This window comes from Micromonospora sp. WMMD975 (assembly GCF_029581215.1).
Classification (GTDB): Bacteria; Actinomycetota; Actinomycetes; order Mycobacteriales; family Micromonosporaceae; genus Micromonospora.
Map to the genome: position 1 here is coordinate 2,821,563 of NZ_CP120739.1, position 17,335 is coordinate 2,838,897.

The 17,335-nt window shown below is 75.0% G+C and carries 11 protein-coding genes; 6 read left to right on the plus strand and 5 right to left on the minus strand.

Annotated elements, in window-relative coordinates:
• Nucleotides 1–60 precede the first annotated feature (60 nt).
• The 4 genes from O7613_RS12260 to O7613_RS12275 are packed head-to-tail and all read left to right on the plus strand — an operon-like array spanning nucleotide 61 to nucleotide 5,586.
• Nucleotides 61–1,233 carry a siderophore biosynthesis protein gene (locus O7613_RS12260; RefSeq protein ID WP_282293917.1) on the plus strand — a complete coding sequence of 391 codons (1,173 nt, stop codon included), beginning with the start codon at nucleotides 61–63 and terminating at the stop codon, nucleotides 1,231–1,233.
• Nucleotides 1,233–2,852: an IucA/IucC family siderophore biosynthesis protein gene (locus O7613_RS12265; protein WP_282293919.1), complete on the plus strand. Its 1,620-nt coding sequence runs from the start codon at nucleotides 1,233–1,235 to the stop codon at nucleotides 2,850–2,852. Before O7613_RS12260 ends, O7613_RS12265 begins: the two co-directional genes overlap by 1 nt.
• Nucleotides 2,849–4,444: an IucA/IucC family protein gene (locus O7613_RS12270; protein ID WP_282293920.1), complete on the plus strand. Its 1,596-nt coding sequence runs from the start codon at nucleotides 2,849–2,851 to the stop codon at nucleotides 4,442–4,444. The genes O7613_RS12265 and O7613_RS12270 overlap by 4 nt, the downstream gene beginning before the upstream one ends.
• Nucleotides 4,441–5,586 carry an alanine racemase gene (locus O7613_RS12275; protein WP_282293921.1) on the plus strand — a complete coding sequence of 382 codons (1,146 nt, stop codon included), beginning with the start codon at nucleotides 4,441–4,443 and terminating at the stop codon, nucleotides 5,584–5,586. The genes O7613_RS12270 and O7613_RS12275 overlap by 4 nt, the downstream gene beginning before the upstream one ends.
• Before the next feature lie 23 nt (nucleotides 5,587–5,609).
• Here the strand turns inward: O7613_RS12275 and O7613_RS12280 are convergent, their stop codons facing one another.
• From O7613_RS12280 to O7613_RS12300, 5 genes are all read right to left on the minus strand, one after another.
• Nucleotides 5,610–6,554 carry a siderophore-interacting protein gene (locus tag O7613_RS12280; protein WP_282293922.1) on the minus strand — a complete coding sequence of 315 codons (945 nt, stop codon included), beginning with the start codon at nucleotides 6,552–6,554 and terminating at the stop codon, nucleotides 5,610–5,612.
• Nucleotides 6,555–6,572: 18 nt separating this feature from the next.
• Nucleotides 6,573–8,672, minus strand: a complete 2,100-nt coding sequence (locus O7613_RS12285; RefSeq protein WP_282293924.1) for an iron ABC transporter permease — start codon at nucleotides 8,670–8,672, stop codon at nucleotides 6,573–6,575.
• A gap of 5 nt (nucleotides 8,673–8,677) precedes the next feature.
• Entirely contained in the window at nucleotides 8,678–9,664 is a 987-nt protein-coding gene (locus tag O7613_RS12290; protein ID WP_282293925.1) for an iron-siderophore ABC transporter substrate-binding protein, read from the minus strand.
• A 28-nt stretch (nucleotides 9,665–9,692) separates the two neighbouring features.
• Nucleotides 9,693–10,502 (minus strand): ABC transporter ATP-binding protein, encoded by an 810-nt coding sequence (locus O7613_RS12295; RefSeq protein WP_282294527.1) that lies wholly within the window; start codon nucleotides 10,500–10,502, stop codon nucleotides 9,693–9,695.
• 1,058 nt (nucleotides 10,503–11,560) lie between these two features.
• Entirely contained in the window at nucleotides 11,561–13,198 is a 1,638-nt protein-coding gene (locus O7613_RS12300) for a cellulose-binding domain-containing protein (RefSeq protein WP_282293927.1), read from the minus strand.
• Nucleotides 13,199–13,545: 347 nt separating this feature from the next.
• On the opposite strand from O7613_RS12300, the gene O7613_RS12305 reads away from it, so the two are divergent.
• Nucleotides 13,546–14,379 (plus strand): hypothetical protein, encoded by an 834-nt coding sequence (locus O7613_RS12305; protein WP_282293928.1) that lies wholly within the window; start codon nucleotides 13,546–13,548, stop codon nucleotides 14,377–14,379.
• A gap of 111 nt (nucleotides 14,380–14,490) precedes the next feature.
• On the plus strand, nucleotides 14,491–17,331 hold the full coding sequence (locus O7613_RS12310; protein ID WP_282293930.1) for a BTAD domain-containing putative transcriptional regulator: 2,841 nt from the start codon (nucleotides 14,491–14,493) through the stop codon (nucleotides 17,329–17,331).
• Nucleotides 17,332–17,335: the final 4 nt, after the last annotated feature.

A 17,335-nucleotide genomic window follows, 5' to 3' on the forward strand; every position in this document is an offset into this window, starting at 1 on the left:
AACCTCGCAGAATGGGATGTTTAGGATAGGCTTGCCTAAACGTGAGCGCGAGGAGGCGGGATGCGGCTGTACCTGACCGCGTTGAACCCCACCGACGCCGTCCTGGAGGGCTTCCTCCCGGCGGCCGACGCGCTCGACCGGCCGGTCACCGTCCTGACCGACCGGCCGGGCGAGTGGCCCACCGGCACGCCGGTGCGGCGCTGCGCGGTCCGCGACGCGGCGGCTGTCGTGGCGGCCACGGCGGCCGAGCCGCCCGCCGCGTTGCTGTCCAACAGCGACCACCTCCAGGAGGCGACCGCCGTCGCCGCCGGCAAGCTCGGCCTGCCCGGCAAGGACCCGGACGCGGCCCGGCGGTGCAAGGACAAGGCGGCCATGCGCCGCGCGCTCGCCCGCGCCGGCCTGGACCCGGTCCGCGTGGTGACAGTCGACCCGGGCGCGCCGCCCGACGTGCCGGACGGCCTCCTCCCGGCGGTGGTCAAGCCCCGCGACGGGGTGGCGAGCGAGGACGCGTACCTGGTCACCGACCGGGCCGACCTGGCGGCCCGGGTCGCCGCGATCCGCCGGCGACGACCGGAGGTGGCTCTCGTCGTCGAGGAGTACCTGACCGGGGACCTGCACACCTACGACACGCTCGGCGACGGACGCTCGCTCGCGACGCTTGGCGGCTGGCACACCGGCCTCGGCCCGCCACCCACCTTCACCGAGGTCAGCCTCGACTGGTCACCCCCGCCGCCGGCCCACCGCGCCCGGCTCGGCACGCTGCTCGACGCGCTCGGCGTCGGCTTCGGGGCCTGCCACACCGAGTACGTCGTGCGGGGCGACCGGATCCGGCTGATCGAGGTGAACGACCGTCTGATCGGCGACCGGATGGACCTGATCCTCACCGACCTGCTCGGGGTGCCGCTGTTCGCCCACGTCATCCGGCTGCACCTGGGCGAGCCGCTGGCCGCGCTGGACCTGCCCGACCCGGCCACGCTCGACCGGCACGCCCGGGTCGAGTACGTCTGCGCGGACCGGTCCGGCCGGCTCGTCGCGGCACCCGGACGGCGGGACACCGTCCGCGACGGCGTCCGGCTGTCCTGCCGGCCGATGCGTCAGGTGGGCCGGGTCGCGGAGCACACCGGCACCAACCGCGACTACCTGGCCGCGCTGCACGGCATCGGCCCCGACCCGGACGGGGTGCGGGCCGCGCTCGCCGCGTTCCGCCGCGAGCTGAGCTGGACCATCACCTGATGATCGACGCCAGCGAGCGGCAGGTGTTCGCCCGGGTGCTCGACGCCCTGCTCCGCGAGGACCACCTCGGTCTCCTGCGTCACGGCCGGCTCGTCGGCGACCGGTGGGAGACCCCGTGCCCGGCCGGGCTGCTGCGCGTACCGGTCCGGGTGGACGGTTTCCAGGCGGCGCTGCGCTGCGCGACCGCCGCCGTGGACGTCCGCGTCGCGGGCGGCGGCGACCGCCGGGTGGACACCCTCGACGGCCTGCTCGTGCTGCTCACCCCGAGCGGCGACGCCGAGGCCGAGGCCGGGTGGCGCACGTTCGCCGCCGAGTGCCACGCCGACCTGCAAGCCCGCCGGCTCGCCGCCCGGGTCCGACCGGCGGTGTTCGCCGCGGTGGCCGCCGAGCGGGCGACCGCGCCGGCCGGCATGGCGGCGGCGCTGCTCGACGACGTGCTCGCCGCGCACGCCGGCCACCCGGTCTACCCGACCGACCGCTGCCGGCACGGGCTCCACGACGACGACCTGATCCGGTACGCCCCGGAGCACGCGCCCCGCTTCACGCTGCGCTGGCACGCCGCGCCCCGGGCGGCGGTGCGGCTCACCGGCCCGCTGCCCGCCTGGTGGCCGGCGGCGGAACGGGCCGGCGACCTGCTGCTCCCGGCGCACCCGCTCACCGCGGCCCGGCACGCGCTGCCGGTGACGGACCGGCCGGCGGTGACCGTGCGGCCCACCCTCTCGATGCGGACGGTGGCGCTCGCCGACGACCCGTACACCCACCTCAAGCTGCCGCTGCCCACCGCCACGCTCGGCGCCCGCAACCGGCGCGGCCTGCGACCGGACACCCTCGCCGACGGCGCGGCGGTGGCCGGGCTGCTCGACCGGATCGCCGCCGCCGAACCCGCCTTCGCCGGCCGGATCCGGCACGCCGACGAGCACACCTACGGTCACCTCGGCGACGCCGACGGACCGGCGTTCCTGCTCCGCCGGTTCCCCCGGGACCTGTCCGGCACCCGGGTGGTGCCGGTGGCGGCGCTCGCCGCGCCGGACCCGGCGGGCGGCACCGTGCTGGAGCGGATCGGCGGCGACCGTCCCGTGGCCGTGCTGGAGTCCTATCTGGACCTGCTGCTCGACTGGCACGTCTGCCTGTGGCTGCGCTACGGCGTGGCGCTGGAAGCCCATCCGCAGAACATCCACCTGCTGCTGCGGCCGGACGGGACACTCGGCCTGCTCTACAAGGACGACGACGGCGCGCGGCTCGACCGGCGGCACCGGGACGGGGTGACCCTGCGGGACGCCCGGATGTGGGCGGCCGACCCGGGCGAGCTGGCCGACGTGTTCGTCACCATCACGCTGCACCTGGCCGCCGCCGCGCCGCTGCTGGCGCTTGCGGCCCGGGGCGTGCCCGTGCCGTCGCCGGCCGCCGCGCTGGCCCCCCGGCTCGTCGCGGCGCGGGACCGGTGGGGCGACGGGCCGGCGGCGCGGACCTTCACCGAGCGGGTGCTGCGGGCCGACCGGTTGCCGGTCAAGGCGATGGTCACCGCCGGCACCCTGCTGCCGAAGCAGCGGCTCGGCTGCGCCGACGTGAACAAGTACTACCGGCGCACCGGCCCGAACTACCTGCGGGAGACGCGATGACGAGCACGGGCCTGCGCCGCCGGGCGGCGCCGCACACCCGCCCGGCGGACCTGGCCACCGCGCACGCCGTGTTCGGCTGCCTGGTCCGCGAGGTCGCCGCGCCGGCCGGCGCGGTCACCGTGACCCCCGACGAGGTACGGGTGCGGCTCGGCGCGACCGGGGTGGTGCTGCGGTGCGCGGTGACCCGGGTGTCGCCGGTCGGCGCGCACCGCTACCACGGCCCGGTGCGACACCGGCTCGACGGCGGCCGGTGGGCCGGGGTGGACGCCGAGCGACTGGCCGGGCTGGTGGCGGCGGAGCTGACCGCGCGCACCGGCCGCGACAATCCCGAGTTCATCGGGCAGGTGCTAGCCAGCCGGGACGTCGTGGCCCGGCTGCTGGCCGGGCGGCCGGCCGCCGACCCGACGCCGACCGGTGACGCGGCCCTCGACGCCTACGTGGCGTCCGAGCAGTCGCTCGTCCTGGGCCACCCGCACCACCCGACGCCGAAGTGGCGCAGCGGCGATCCGGACGGCTGGCGGGCGTACGCGCCGGAGCTACGCGCCGCGTTCCGGTTGCACTGGCTCGCCGTGCCGGACGACCTGGTGGCCGAGGCCGGGCCGGTCGAGGAGCTGCTGGCCGCCCTGGACCCGCCGCGCCCACCGGCCGGGCACCTGGTGCTGCCGGTGCACCCGTGGCAGCTGACCCTGGTGCCGCCGGCGGATCCCCGGGTACGCCGGCTCGGCCCGGCCGGCGCGCCGGTGCGGCCGACCGCGAGCGTCCGCACGCTCTACTCCCCCGACGCGGACCTGTTCGTGAAGACGAGCCTGCACGTGCGGATCACCAACTGCCTGCGCAAGAACGCCAGGTACGAGCTGACCGGCGCGGTCGCGCTGACCGGACTGCTCGCCGGGATCCCGCTGCCCGACGGCGTGGCGTTGCTCGCCGAACCCGCCTACCGGACCGTCGACTGCCCCGGCGCGGACGAGGCGTACGGGACGATCCTGCGCACCGGGCTGCGCGCCCACCTGCGGCCCGGGCAGACCCCGGTGCTGGCGGCGGCGCTCGCCGCCGCGCCGCTGCCGGTCACCGACCCGGTGGGCTGGTGGCGGCGCTACGTCGGGCTGCTGGTGCCGGCCGTGCTGTGCGCCTGGCTGCGGCACGGCGTGGTGCACGAGCCGCACCTGCAGAACGTGGTCGTGGTGCGCGACGCCGACGGTCACCCGGCCCGGATGCTGCTGCGCGACCTGGAGGGGGTGAAGCTCGACACCAGCCGCTGGACCGCCTGGCCGGACGGGGTGCCGCGGCAGGCCGGGTACGGCCCGGACGACGCCCGCCGCCGCGTCGTCTACTGCCTGTTCGTCAACCACCTGGCCGGCGTCTGCGGCGCCCTGGCCGACGCCCGGCCGGGGATCGAGCCGGCCCTGTGGCGGGAGGTGCGCGCGGTGGTCGCGGCGGTGGCCGCCGAGCTGGGCGATCCGCCGGAGTTGCGCGCGCTGCTTGCCGGTGATCCACTTGTGGCGAAGGCGAACCTGCTGGTGCGGTGGCGGCGGGACGCGGACCGGGCCGCGCCGTTCGTGCCGGTGCCGAACCCGTTCGGCGGTCCCCGGTGACCCGTCCGGTGTACGTGCACGACCTCGACGCGCTGACCGGGCACGCGCGGGCGATCCGCGCGGCGCTGCCCCGGCCGGTCGAGCTGCTCTACGCGGTCAAGGCCAACCCGGAGCCGGACGTGCTGCGCACGCTCGCGCCGGTCGTCGACGGCTTCGAGACCGCCAGCCGCGGCGAGCTGTGCCGCCTCGCCGAGGTGCTGCCCGGCCGGCCCGCCGCCGGGTACGCCGGGCCGGGCAAGACCGACGCGGACCTGCGCGCCGCGCTCGGCGCGGGGGTGGCGCGGATCCACGTGGAGTCCCCGGCCGAGCTGCGTCGCCTCGGCGCGCTTGCGGTGGCCACCGGCCGGACGGCACGGGTGCTGCTGCGGGTGAACCTGCCCCTGGACGTGCCCGGGGCGAGCCTGGTGATGGGGGGACGGCCCAGCCCGTTCGGGATGGACCCGGCGGACGCGGTGGCGTGCGCCCGCCGTCCCCCGGCCGGGGTCGAGGTGCACGGCGTGCACGCCCACCTGGCCAGCGGGCTGGACGCCCCGCTCGCCGGGGCGGTGGCCGAGGCAGTGGTCCGGTGGTCGGTCGCCGAGGTCGGGGCGCGGGAGGTCGACGTGGGCGGCGGCATGGCCGTCGACTACGGCGACCCGGCGGCCCGGTTCGACTGGGCCGGTTACGGCCGGGCGCTCGGCGACGTGCTCGACGCGTACCCGGGGGTGCGGCTGCGGATCGAGCCGGGCCGGTCGGTCACCGTCCACTGCGGCGCGTACCTGACCGAGGTGATCGACGTGAAGCGCTCGTACGGCGAGTGGTTCGCGGTGGTGGCCGGCGGCACGCACCACCTGCGGACGCCGGCGGCGAAGGGGCACGCGCAGCCGTTCACCGTGCACCGGCGGCGCGACGGCGGTGGCCCGCGCACCGACGGCGGGCCGGTGACCGTGGTCGGGCAACTGTGCACGCCGAAGGACGTGTTGTCCCGGTCGGCGGACGCCGGCCCGGTGGGCGTGGGCGACGTGCTGGTGTTCGCCATGGCGGGCGCCTACGCGTGGAACATCAGCCACCGGGACTTCCTGCTGCACGAGCCGCCGGAGTTCCGGGTCGGCGACCCGGACCGGATCGCGGCGGAGTGGGCCGCCCGGCCCGTCGACGGCTGACCGGCGACGGTGGCCCGACCGCCTCAGCTCTCGGCCCGACCGGCCCGCCAGTAGCCCATGAACGCCACCGCCCGCCGGTCGAGCCCACGTTCACTGACCAGATGCCGGCGCAGGCCGCGGATCACCGCCGCCTCACCTGCCAGCCAGGCGTAGAGCGCCGCGCCGTCGGCCCGGTCCGGCACCTCCCAGAGGATCTCCGGCTCCGCCTCCCCGCCCCCGCCCGCCGGCGCGTCGGCGGACGGACCCGCCGGCCGGTCGGCTGACGGCGCGGCGGGCGCGGCGGTCGGCGCGGGCAGCAGCCGGGCCGCGAGGGCGGTCACGGCCGGGGTGAGCCGACTGCCGTGCGGGGCCCCGTCGCGCGGCAGCCAGGTCACGGTCACGCCGACCGGCGCGCGGCACGGCAGCTCGTCCCCCGCCGCCGGCACCTCCACCACCGCGTGGCCGCGCGCGCCGGCCGGCAGCCGGTCCAGGATCGCGCAGATCGCCGGCGCGGCGGTCTCGTCGCCGGCCAGCAACAGCGTCGCGTCGGCCGGCGGCCGGAACTCGACCCCACCGTGCTCGCCCGCGTAACCGGCGTCCGGGCCGACCACCGCGAGCCGGTCACCGAGGCGGGCCCGCCGCGCCCACCGGGTCGCCGGGCCGCCGTCGCCGTGCAACGCCATGTCCACGTCCATCTCGTACGCCTCCGGGCGGACCGCCCGGACCGTGTAGGTGCGGATCGGGCTGCGCCGCTCCGCCGGCAGGTCCCGCCACCGGGAGAACCAGTCCGGCCCGTCGGGCAGTTCCCCGGCCGCTCCGTCGACCACCGGCAGGGCCAGCTTGATCCGCTGGTCGTACCCGTTGTCGGCGAACCGGTCCAGGTCCGGCCCGGTGAACGTGACCCGTAGGAACGACGGGCCGAGCCGGCGCAGCGCGCGGACCTCCACGGTGAACACGCGCCACGGCGCGACGGCGAGCGTGCTGGTCATGATGACGTCCTCTCGGTCTCAGTGGCCACTGGCCGCGGTGCGGGAACGCCACAGCAACCAGACGAAGTAGGGAGTGCCGATCATGGCGGTGACCAGGCCGGCGGGGATCTGCGCCGGCGCGATGACGGACCGGCCGAGCGTGTCCGCGAGGCTGACGAGCGTGGCGCCGAGCAGCACCGCCACCGGCAGCACACGGGTGTGCCGGCCGCCGACGAGCGCCCGCGCGGCGTGCGGCGCGACCAGGCCGACGAAGCCGATCACGCCGACCGCGGACACGGCGGTGGCGGTGAGCAGCGCCGCCAGGCCGAGCGCGACCAACCGGGCGCGCTCCAGCCGGACCCCGAGCACCCGGGGCGTGTCGTCGTCCAGGGCGAGCAGGTCCAGCTCCCGGCGTACCGCGGCCACCACCGGGACGGCGAGCAGCAACGCGAGCGCCACCGGCAGGACCTGCGGCGCGGTGCGCCCGTACGTGGAGCCGGACAGCCAGGTCAACGCCTTGCCGGTGTTCCACGGGTCGGAGGACACCACGATGAACGTGATCACCGCGGCGCCGCCCTGCCACACCGCGAAGCCGATCAGCACGAGCCGGTCCGAGTTCAGCCCGCGCCGCCGGGCCAGCCCGTAGACCAGCGCGAACGCGGCGACCGCACCGAGCCCGGCCGCGCCGGAGAGCGCGAGCACGCCGGCCATCGGGGCGAACGTCAGCAGCGACACCGCGCCGATCCCCGCGCCGCCGGTGATGCCGAGGATGCCCGGCTCGGCCAGCGGGTTACGGCAGACCGCCTGCACGGTGGTGCCGGCCAGGGCGAGCGCCGCGCCGGCCAGCAGCGCCGCCGCGACGCGCGGCCACCGCGCGTCCAGCACGAAGGTGTACGCCGGCCCGGTGCGCCCCTGCACCCAGTTGACGATGTCGCCGAGCAGCACCCAGGTGTCCCCGGCGAGCATGCCGAGCGCCAGCGCCGCGACCGCCGCCACCGCGACGGCCACCACCACGGCGGTGTGGAAGGCACGCGAGCGTACGGCGGCGTGGCCGCCCGGCGGTTGCCGGGTGGGCCCGGCGTCGCGGTGCCGGCGGGCCAACCAGACCAGCAGCACCGCGCCGAAGAGCGTGGTGACCACGCCGGTCGGCACCTCCACCCCGGCCTGCCCACCGAGCACGGCGCGCAGCAGGACGTCGGAGCCGAGCACGACGATCACGCCGACCATGCCGGACAGCGGCAGCAGCACCCGGTGCCGGTGCACCTCGGGCACCCAGCGGCCGAGCAGCCGGACGATCACCGGCGCGCCGAGCCCGACGAACCCGATCGGGCCGGCCAGGGTGACCGCCGCGGCGGAGAGCAGCACCGCGAGCAGCACCACGCCGAGCCGGGTGCGGCGCACGTCCAGCCCGAGCACGGTGGCGGTGTCGTCGCCGAGGGCGAGCAGGTCCAGCTTGTGCCCGAGCGCGACGAGCAGCATCGCGCCGACCCCGATCACGGGGGCGAGCTGGGTGAACGCCACCAGGTCGCCCTGCACGAGCGAGCCGTTGCCCCAGGCGAACAGCCCGATGGTGGCCTGCTCGAAGAGAAGCAGGAGCAGCATGGTCAGCGAGGCGAGCGCCATCGCGGTGGCCGAGCCGGCGAGGATCAGCCGGGTCGTCGCGGCCTGACCGCCGGCCGACAGCAGCATCACCAGTCCGGCCGCGGCGAGCCCGCCGCAGAACGCGAGCCCACCGGCGGGCAGCGCCGGCAGCGCGATGCCGAACGCGGCGGTGGCCACGATCGCCAGGTGCGCCCCGGCGTTCACCGCGAGGGTGTCCGGCGAGGCGAGCGGGTTGCGGGTGGTCGACTGGAGCGCCCCACCGGCGAAGCCGAGCGCGACGCCGACGGCCAGCCCGGTCAGCAGTCGGGGCAGGCGGGAGGCGACGAGCACCCGGGCGGTCTCGTCGTCGCCGCCGGTGAGCAGCCGGAGCAGGTCCAGCGCCCCCACCGCGGAGGTGCCCTGGGTGAGGTGGACCGCGGTGATCGCCACCAGCAGCGCGGCGGCGAGGGCGAACGCGCCGGCGACCCGGCGGCGGGCGGGTGGCGGCCCGACCGGGGCCGGCCGGGTGGCCGGCTCCGGCGGGGCGGTGGCGATCATCGGGCTCAGGCCGTGTAGACGGCGACGAGCTGGTCGACGTACTGCTTCGCGGAGAGCGTGCCGCCGAAGGTCCAGATGCCGTTCGGCATCTTGTGCAGCTTGTTCTGCTGCACGAACGGCAGCGAGCGCCAGATCGCGTTGCCGGCGAGCCCGTCGGCGAAGACGTCCTCGCCGTCCGAGGCGTTGTAGAAGAAGTGCAGGTCCTGGCCCTTGAGGACGGTCAGCCCCTCGACGTCGGTCTGCCCCAGCCCCCACATCGGGTCGGTCTTGCCGGTCCACGCGTTCTTCAGGCCGAGCTGGATGCCGAGCTGGGAGACGAGCGCCCCCTGGCCGAACATGCGGATCGACACCGTGCTGCCCTCCTTCCAGCCGTCGGCGAAGGCGAACTGCCGACCGGCCGCGCCCGCGTCGGCGATCTTCTTCCGCCCGTCGGCGAGCGCGGCGTCGAAGTCGGCGAGCAGCTTCTCCGCCTGCGCGGTGCGGCCCGTGGCGGTGGCGATCATGGTGAGGTCGGACCGCATCCGGCCGAGGTTGTCGGTGGCGTCACTGCCCTTGGTGACAAGCACCGGGACGTACTTCTCCAACTGGGTGACGATCGCCGCGCCGCGTTCGGCCTCCATCACCACCAGGTCCGGCTGGAGCGCCACGATGGAGTCGACGCTCGGCTCGCCGCGCGTACCCACGTCCTTCACGCCCGGGTCCAGCGACGCGGCGGTGACCCAGGTGGCGTACCCCTTGGGGTCGGCCACGCCGACCGGCATCACGCCGAGGCCGACGAGCATCTCGACCTCACCCCACTCCAGGCCGACGACCTTGGCCGCCGGGCTCTTCAGGGTGATCGCCTTGCCGCGGCTGTCGGTGACGGTGACCGGGCCGGTGGCCGGCGCGTCCGAGGCGGAGGGGGCGGCGGCGGGCGCCTCGGTGGTGCCGCAGCCGGCGATCAGCAGCGCGGTCGCGGCGGCGGCCAGCAGGGTGAATCGGGTACGCAACATCGGTTTCTCTTCTGTGGCAGGGATGGATTCAGTGGGTGGCGCGGCTGGTGTGCCGGCCGACGGGGCGGGTGGAGAGCAGGCCGGTGACCGCGTCGACGGTCACCTCGACCCGGATGCCGTACGCCTCGGTGAGCGCCGCCTCGGTGAACACCTCGCGCGGGACGCCGGCGCCCCGCACCCGGCCGGAGTGCAGAAGCACGACCTGGTCGGCGACGGCGGCGGCCTGGTTGAGGTCGTGCAGCACCACGCCGACGGCGACACCGGCGGTGTCGGCGAGCTCCCGCAGCAGGTCGAGGATCTCCACCTGGTAGCGCAGGTCGAGGAAGGTGGTCGGCTCGTCCAGCAACAGCACCGCGGTGTCCTGGGCCAGGCAGGTGGCCAACCAGACCCGCTGGAGCTCACCGCCGGACAACTCGTCGACCGGACGCCCGGCCATGCTGTCGACGCCGGTGACGGCCATCGCCCGAGCGATCGCGGCCGGCCCGTCCGGGTCGCCGGCCCGCCACCGCTGCCGGTACGGGTGCCGGCCGTAGCCGACCACGTCCCGCACGGTGACCCCGCTCGGGGTGGGGCGGCTCTGCGCCAGCAGCGTGACCCGGCGGGCGAAGTCCCGGGCGGACAGCGCCCGCGCCGGGGTGCCGTCGGCGAGCACGATCTCGCCGTGCTCCAGCGGGTGCAGCCGGGCCAGCCCGCGCAGCAGCGTCGACTTGCCGCTGCCGTTCGGACCCACGAGCGCGGTCACGGCCGCCGGCCGTAGCGTGATCGCGGCGTCGTGCACCACCGTGGTCCCGTGGTAGCCCAACCGCAGCTCACTGCCCCGCAGGCCGTCCGCCCGCACCGTTCCGCTCGTCACGAAGGTTAGGCTAACCTAATCCCCAAGAGCGATGTCAAGCCGCCCTCGGCCTTCCCTCATTCCGCCGACCCGACTCGCCCGGCTGATCGACGTTGCACCCCTCCCTCCCCCGAAGCGCGCGGGCGCTCGTCCCGCCAGGCCGACAGCGGAACCCACACCACCCTCGCCAGCGGGCCGCCCTCGCCACCCTTGCCAGCGCCACCCTCTCGCCGGCGCAACCCTCCTCGCCCCGCCCGCGCCGACCCACACCCGGACTCGCGCGCGGTCACGGAGAGTAGCATTGACAGAGAGTAGCGCCCCGCCGGAGCACCTCCCGAATTCAGCGCGGACAGATAACCCACAAAGGACAAAAACGCTCGACGCCGGCCCGCGCGCCCCTCCCCTCCCGCTGCCTTTGCTCTGCACCCATAGACGCATCGCTAACGGAAGGTGTCCGATGCGTCTATGGCTGCAGAGCAAAGGCGACGGAGGAGGAGTCAGCCGTCCGGAGGAAAAGTTACGCAGGGTCACAGTCGCCCGAGGACTGCCGGCCCCGTGACCCGCCCGGCCCATTCACTTGCTCGGCCGGAACGTGGCCGGCGCCGGCTACCGTGATGCGGGAGCCAGTGCCGCGAGCCGCTCCGAAACCACGGCACGGCGCCATGCTCGACCCTCCCCCGCCCGACCCCGCCGCCCCTCGCCGCCGTCCCGCCCCGCCGCACCGCCGCACCGCCGCGCGGGAGCACCGCCGCGCGGAGGGGGGCGGTCCGTGCCACGATTCGGGCCACTGGACGATCTGACCGGTAAAACAGGCCCCACCTTGTACCCATTTGCCCCGTCTTGATGCCCGTGGTGTCGGGGAGACATCGGTAGGCCGGACGCCAGTTCGGTGAAGTGGCGGTATCCGACCACTGGCGATACCACCACTCCACCGAACTGGTGCCGATCACTGGCCAAACGATCGCCGCGCACGAGACCCGGCCGGAGAGCAGACCACCCCGCGGCCGCCCGTCGATGGGACCGACGGGACGGCGGTGGGACGGGATGGCACCAGGGGGAAGGGGCTACAGGGAGACCACCCGGCCGCCCAACGTCACGACCAGGCGCCCGTCCGAGGCGAACGACCAGCCGAGCGCGCCCGACCAGCCGGAGCAGCGGGAGCCGTTCGAGCCGGACCAGAACTGGTTCGAGCTGTCCACGTTGCCGACCGTCTTGTCGTTCGAGCCGCTGCCGCTGCGGCAGGACGTGTTGCTCCGGAAGACCGAGGTGCCGGCGTCGAACGAGAAGTTGCGCTCGCCGTTGTCGATGCTCAGGTTGTTGGAGATCGTCATCGAGCCCGGGTTGCGGTTGTAGGTGAAGCCGTGCTTGCCGTTGCGGTACGCGATGGTGCGCCGCACGGTGTGGTTGACCGCGATGTCCTCGCCGCCGAGCTTGAAGCCGTTGCGGTCACCGTTGGTGTTCTGGGTGCCGTTGCTGAGCGTGCCGTTGTTGTAGGACAGCGAGTCCTCGATGGTCACCGGCCCGATCGCGCCGGTGTCGGTCTTGGTGTAGAGGTCCCAGCCGTCGTCGATGTTGTTGTGCGAGACCGCGTACCGGAACGTGTTGCCACTGCCGACGGTGAGCTTGGCGGCGAACCCGTCGGCGTCCTCGCCGTCGGAGTCGGCGTTGTCGTGCGACTCGACGCTGATCATCAGGTTGTTGGCGGGCCACTGGTCGCGCGGAGTGCTGGAGGAGATCCGGGACAGTTGCAGGCCGGTGTCGCGGTTGAACCGGGTCACCGTACGCTCGATGATGTTGTTGCTGCCGCCGACGGCGATGCCGTTGTCGCCGGCGCGTTCCACCACGATGCCCCGCACGTGCCAGTAGGACGCGTTCAACGCGAGGCCGCGGTTGGCCGAGTCCTCGCCCATCGCGGAGAAGTTGAGGATCGGCGTCTCGCCCGGGTAGGCGTACAAATTCTTGCGGGCGCTCGCGGTGCCGTTGTTGCCGGCGGCGATGGTGACGGTCTGGGCCAGGCTGTAGGTGCCGCCGCGCAGGTAGATGGTGCCGCCCGCGCTGACCCGGGTGATCGCCGCGGCGATCGTGGTGGGGCTGGCCTGGGTGCCGGGCGCGCTCGCGCTGCCGTTCGGCGCGGCGTACACCGCTCCGGTCGTCGGCGGCGGCGTGGTCGGCGGCGGAGTCGTGGGCGGCGGCGTGGTCGGCGGCGGAGTGGTGGGCGGCGGGGGTGCGGTGGTCGGTCCCGGCGGCGGGGTGTTGGTCCCCCCGGGGTCGGTGGGTATCGCCCCGCCGCAGGTGACGCCGTTGACCGCGAACGACGTCGGCTTCGGGTTGCTGGCGTTGTTCCAGGTTCCGTTGAAGCCGAACGACGTGGTCGCGTTGGTGCCGAGGCTGCCGTTGTAGCTGACGTTGGCGGCCCGGACCGAGGCGCCGGTCTGGGTGATGTCGGCGCTCCATGCCTGGCTGACGGTCTGTCCGGCATCGAAGGACCAGGTGACGGTCCAGCCGTTCAGCGGGTCGCCGAGGTTGGTGAGGTTGACGTTGGCGGTGAAGCCGCCGGACCACTGCGCGGCCACCGTGTAGTCGACCCGGCAGCCGGGCGCCGCCTGGGCGGCGGTCGCGCCGAGGGCCAAGCCGGAGGCGACGAGCGTCGCCGCCGCGGCGGTGGAGGTCCACAACGCCGTACGGCGCTGTCGGTTGATCATGAGGTTCTCCTGCGGGTGGTGGTACGGTGCCAAGCCGACATCGACACCGATGCCCTGTCGGTGTCGCCGGCTGGCCTTCCAGCCCGGACGCCAGTCCCCTCGCGCGCCTCTCGCGCAGAAAGCGCTTTCAGCGCAGACTACTGACGTACCTCGATGCGGTCAATCGGATCAGCGGACGGTGAACGATCCGGCCGCCGCGCCCGTACCCATGCCCGACAGGGACATCGTCCGGAACCGCGATGCCGGAGCGGGCACGAGCACGATTCCTGCGTCTCACTTCGCACCGCGGAGTGGCGGAGCGGCACGCACGCCGCGCCGACCCTCCAGGTCAACCAAAGGAGAGGTGCATGGCCAGGGGTACGCGCAACAACGCGGTCCTGAAACTCGGTGGGGTGGGCGCCCTCGCGGCGCTCCTGCTCGCCGGCGGGCTCCAGCTGGCGTCCGCCGACGAGAACGGTGGGTCGGCCGCGTCGGCCGCCGCGCAGACCGTCAACTGCCCGACGGTACGCGACAAGCTGCCCGCGGTGCCCGCGGCGGCGAACGCCGAGGTGGAACGGGAACTGGCCAACCTGGACCAGGAGATCGCCCGGCAGAACGAGCGGCTGGCCCGGCTCGCGGTCCGGCCGGAGGGCGGGCCGGCCTTCATCGACAACGCCATCCTCGGCCCGCTGAAGAGCAAGCGCACCGCCGCGCTCGACCGGATCGAGATCGCGTTCAACCGGATCGGCGCGCAGCGCCCCAACCTGGACGCGCTTGCCACCTGCGGACTCAACGCCGCCGGCGTGCCGAGCGCCGTCAACGGCAACGCTGGCCAGAACGGCGGCGCTGGCCAGAACGGCGGCGCTGGCCAGAACGGGGGCGCGCAGAACGGTGCGGCGGCGCCCGGGCAGGCCCGGACCGTCAACTGCCCCGGCGTACAGCTCGCCGCGGTCCCCGCGGCGGCGGCCGGTCAGGTGCAGGCCGAGCTGGCCGCCCTGGACAAGCAGATCGCCGAGGCGAACGCCCGGCTGGCCCAGCTCGCGGTCCGGCCGGAGGGCGGGCCGGCCTTCATCGACAACGCCATCCTCGGGCCGTTGAAGGACAAGCGTGGCGCCGCGCTCGACCGGATCGAGATCGCGTTCAACCGGGTCGGCGCGCAGCGCCCGAACCTGGACGCGCTGGCCGCCTGCGGCCTGAACTGAGGTGTAAGGAGGGGCCCCCGCTTAACGCATTCGGTAGAGGCGGGGGCCCTTCTTAACGCACGCCGGAAATGGGACCGCCGAGCCGGGGTGGTCCGCTCGCCGTACGCTGCGATGACCATGCATCTCCACTTCGCGTTGCTCGGGCCGTTGACGCTGGCGAAGGACGGCGTCCTGGTCGCGCTCGGATCGGCGAAGCAACAGCTGGTACTGGCGGCGCTGCTGCTGCGCCCGGGCGAGGCGATCCCCGCCGACGAGCTGGCGGCGATGGTCTGGGGTGACCGACCGCCCGCCTCGGCCGCGGCCAACATCCGCACCTACCTGCGTGGCCTGCGCATGGTTCTCGGCGGTGCGGCCGGCACGGACCGGATCCGTACCACGCCGGGCGGCTACCTGCTGTGGGTCGGACCCGGCGAACGGGACCTGGACCGGTTCGACGCGGCGGCGGCCCGGGGCCGGGCGGCGCTGGCGGCGGGTGACCCGGCGGGGGCGCAACCGGAGCTGGCGGACGCGCTCGGCCTGTGGCGCGGGCCGGCCCTGAGCGGCCTTCCGCTGCCCCGGGTGCTCGCCGGCCGGGTCGACCGGCTGGAGGAGCGGCGGCTGCTGGTCGAGGAGGACGCCGCGGCGGCGGGACTATCGCTTGGCGACGCGGCCCGGGTGGTGCCGAGGCTGCGTGCGCTGCTCGACCGTCACCCGCTGCGGCAGCGCGCCTGGGCCCAGCTCATGACCGGTCTCTACCAGCTCGGTGACGTGTCCGGGGCGCTGGCGGCGTTCCGGCAGGCCCGGCAGGTGCTGGTGGAGGAGACCGGGATGGATCCGGGCCCCGAACTCACCCGGCTGCACGACGACATCCTGCACCACCGCCTCGGGCAGCGGCCCGCCACGACCGGGGCGGCCGGGGCGACAGTGGTGCCGGCCGGCGCGACGATGGTGCCGGCCGGCGCGACGGTCGTGCCGCCGCGCCAACTACCACTCGCGGTCGCCGGGTTCGTCGGTCGCGGCGCGGAGATCGCCGTGCTCGACGCGGCACTCGGCCGCCGGATCGAGCAGCCCGGCGCCGTGGACATCGTCACCGTCAGCGGCATGGCCGGCGTGGGCAAGACGACGCTCGCGCTGCACTGGGCGCACCACGCGGTGGACCGTTTCCCGGACGGCCAGCTGTACGTCAACCTGCGCGGCTACGACGACGGTGACGCGGTGCTCCCGGCCGATGCCCTGCTCGCCTTCCTGGAGACGCTCGGCGTGCCGACGGGTCGGATGCCGAGCAGCATCGACGCCCGGGCCGGACTGTTCCGCAGCCTGCTGGCGTCGCGCCGGATGCTCGTGCTGCTCGACAACGCGCGGGACGCCACGCAGGTGCGCCCGCTGCTGCCCGGTGCGGGCCGGTGCGCCGTGCTGGTGACGAGCCGCGACCAGCTCACCGGGCTGGCCGCGGCGGAGGGTGCCCGACCGGTGACGCTCGGGGTGCTGACCGCCGGCGAGTCGACGCTGCTGCTGCGCCGCCGGCTCGGCGACGGCCGGGTCGCCGCGGACCCGGCGGCGACCGCTGAGATGATCGAGTCGACCGGTCGGCTACCGCTCGCCCTCTCGATCGTGGCGGCGCGCGTCGCCGCCCGGCCGGCGTTTCCACTCGACGCCGTGGCGGCCCAGCTACGCTCGCCCGACAGCCGGCTGCGGCTGCTGGCCGGCGGCGACGTCAGGCGGGTCTTCTCGTGGTCCTACCGGGCGTTGAGCGCCGACGCGGCCCGGCTGCTGCGGCTGCTGGGCCTGCACCCCGGTCCGGACCTGACCGGTGACGCCGTCGCCGCGCTCGTCGGTGGCCCCGGGGCCGCGGTCGCGCCGCTGCTGGCGGAGCTGACCCGCCTGCACCTGCTGACCGAGCACCGACCCGACCGGTACGCGCTGCACGACCTGCTCCGGTCGTACGCGGTCGAGCTGACGCAGTCGTACGACCGGCCGGAGGAACGGCGGGACGCCCGACACAGGATGTTCGACCACTACCTGCGCGTCGGGCTCTCCGCCGCGGCGCTGCTCCAACCGACGTGGACGCCGGTCGGGCCGATGCCGCCGCAGCCGACGGACGTTTCGGTGCCGATGTCGGACCGGGCCGCGGCGGAGGCGTGGTTCCAGGCCGAACGGTTCGTCCTGCTGCGGGTGCTGCGGCAGACCGCGGCGACCGGTTTCGAGCGGCACACCGGCCAGTTCGCCTGGGCGCTGGCCGCCTACCTCGCGCCCCGTGGCCTCTTTCAGGACCAGTTGGCGGTCCAGCGGGTGGCGCTGGACGCGGCCAAACGGGTCGGTGACCTGGGGGCGCAGGCGCTGGCGCGACGCATGCTGGCCCGCGCCCTGATGCGCCTGGGCGACCAGGACACGGCCGAGCACCACCTGCGGCGGGCGATCGAGTTGTACGAGCAACTCGGCGACCTGGACGGTCTCGCGCTGATCCTGCGGCACCGCACCGAGCTCTGCACCCAGACCGGCCGGCTGGCGGAGGCGCTCGGGCACAGCGTGGAGGCGCTGCGCGTGTCCCGCCTCATCGGCAACGACTACGCCGAGGCGCGGGCGTTGAACAACAAGGGTTATCTGCACGCGCTCACCGGCGACCACCGGCAGGCGGTCGTCGACTGCACCGAGGCGCTGGCCCGGCAGCGACGATCGGGTGACCGGGTGGGGCAGGCGTCGACGTTGGACAGTCTCGGCTTCGCCTATCACCGGCTCGGCGACCCGGCCCGGGCCGCGGCCTGCTACGAGCAGGCGGTCCGGCACTTCGTCGAGTCGGCCAACCGGTTCCACGAGGCGCTGACCCTCATCCGTCTCGGTGAGGCCCGCGCGGCGATGGCGGACGTGACCGGGGCCGTCGAGGCGTGGCAGCGGGCGCTGCGGATCTACGACGACCTCGGTGATCCGGCCGCCGAGGAGATACGGGGACGGCTGGCCGGACTGCCACCCGGCTGACCCG

Bases quoted from the DNA above. Each gene is read 5' to 3' on its own strand.
- O7613_RS12280 (WP_282293922.1), bottom strand. From the start codon at position 6,554: ATGACCAGCACGCTCGCCGTCGCGCCGTGGCGCGTGTTCACCGTGGAG.
- O7613_RS12270 (WP_282293920.1), top strand. From the start codon at position 2,849: ATGACGAGCACGGGCCTGCGCCGCCGGGCGGCGCCGCACACCCGCCCG.
- O7613_RS12260 (WP_282293917.1), top strand. From the start codon at position 61: ATGCGGCTGTACCTGACCGCGTTGAACCCCACCGACGCCGTCCTGGAG.
- O7613_RS12265 (WP_282293919.1), top strand. From the start codon at position 1,233: ATGATCGACGCCAGCGAGCGGCAGGTGTTCGCCCGGGTGCTCGACGCC.
- O7613_RS12305 (WP_282293928.1), top strand. From the start codon at position 13,546: ATGGCCAGGGGTACGCGCAACAACGCGGTCCTGAAACTCGGTGGGGTG.
- O7613_RS12290 (WP_282293925.1), bottom strand. From the start codon at position 9,664: ATGTTGCGTACCCGATTCACCCTGCTGGCCGCCGCCGCGACCGCGCTG.
- O7613_RS12310 (WP_282293930.1), top strand. From the start codon at position 14,491: ATGACCATGCATCTCCACTTCGCGTTGCTCGGGCCGTTGACGCTGGCG.
- O7613_RS12300 (WP_282293927.1), bottom strand. From the start codon at position 13,198: ATGATCAACCGACAGCGCCGTACGGCGTTGTGGACCTCCACCGCCGCG.
- O7613_RS12285 (WP_282293924.1), bottom strand. From the start codon at position 8,672: ATGATCGCCACCGCCCCGCCGGAGCCGGCCACCCGGCCGGCCCCGGTC.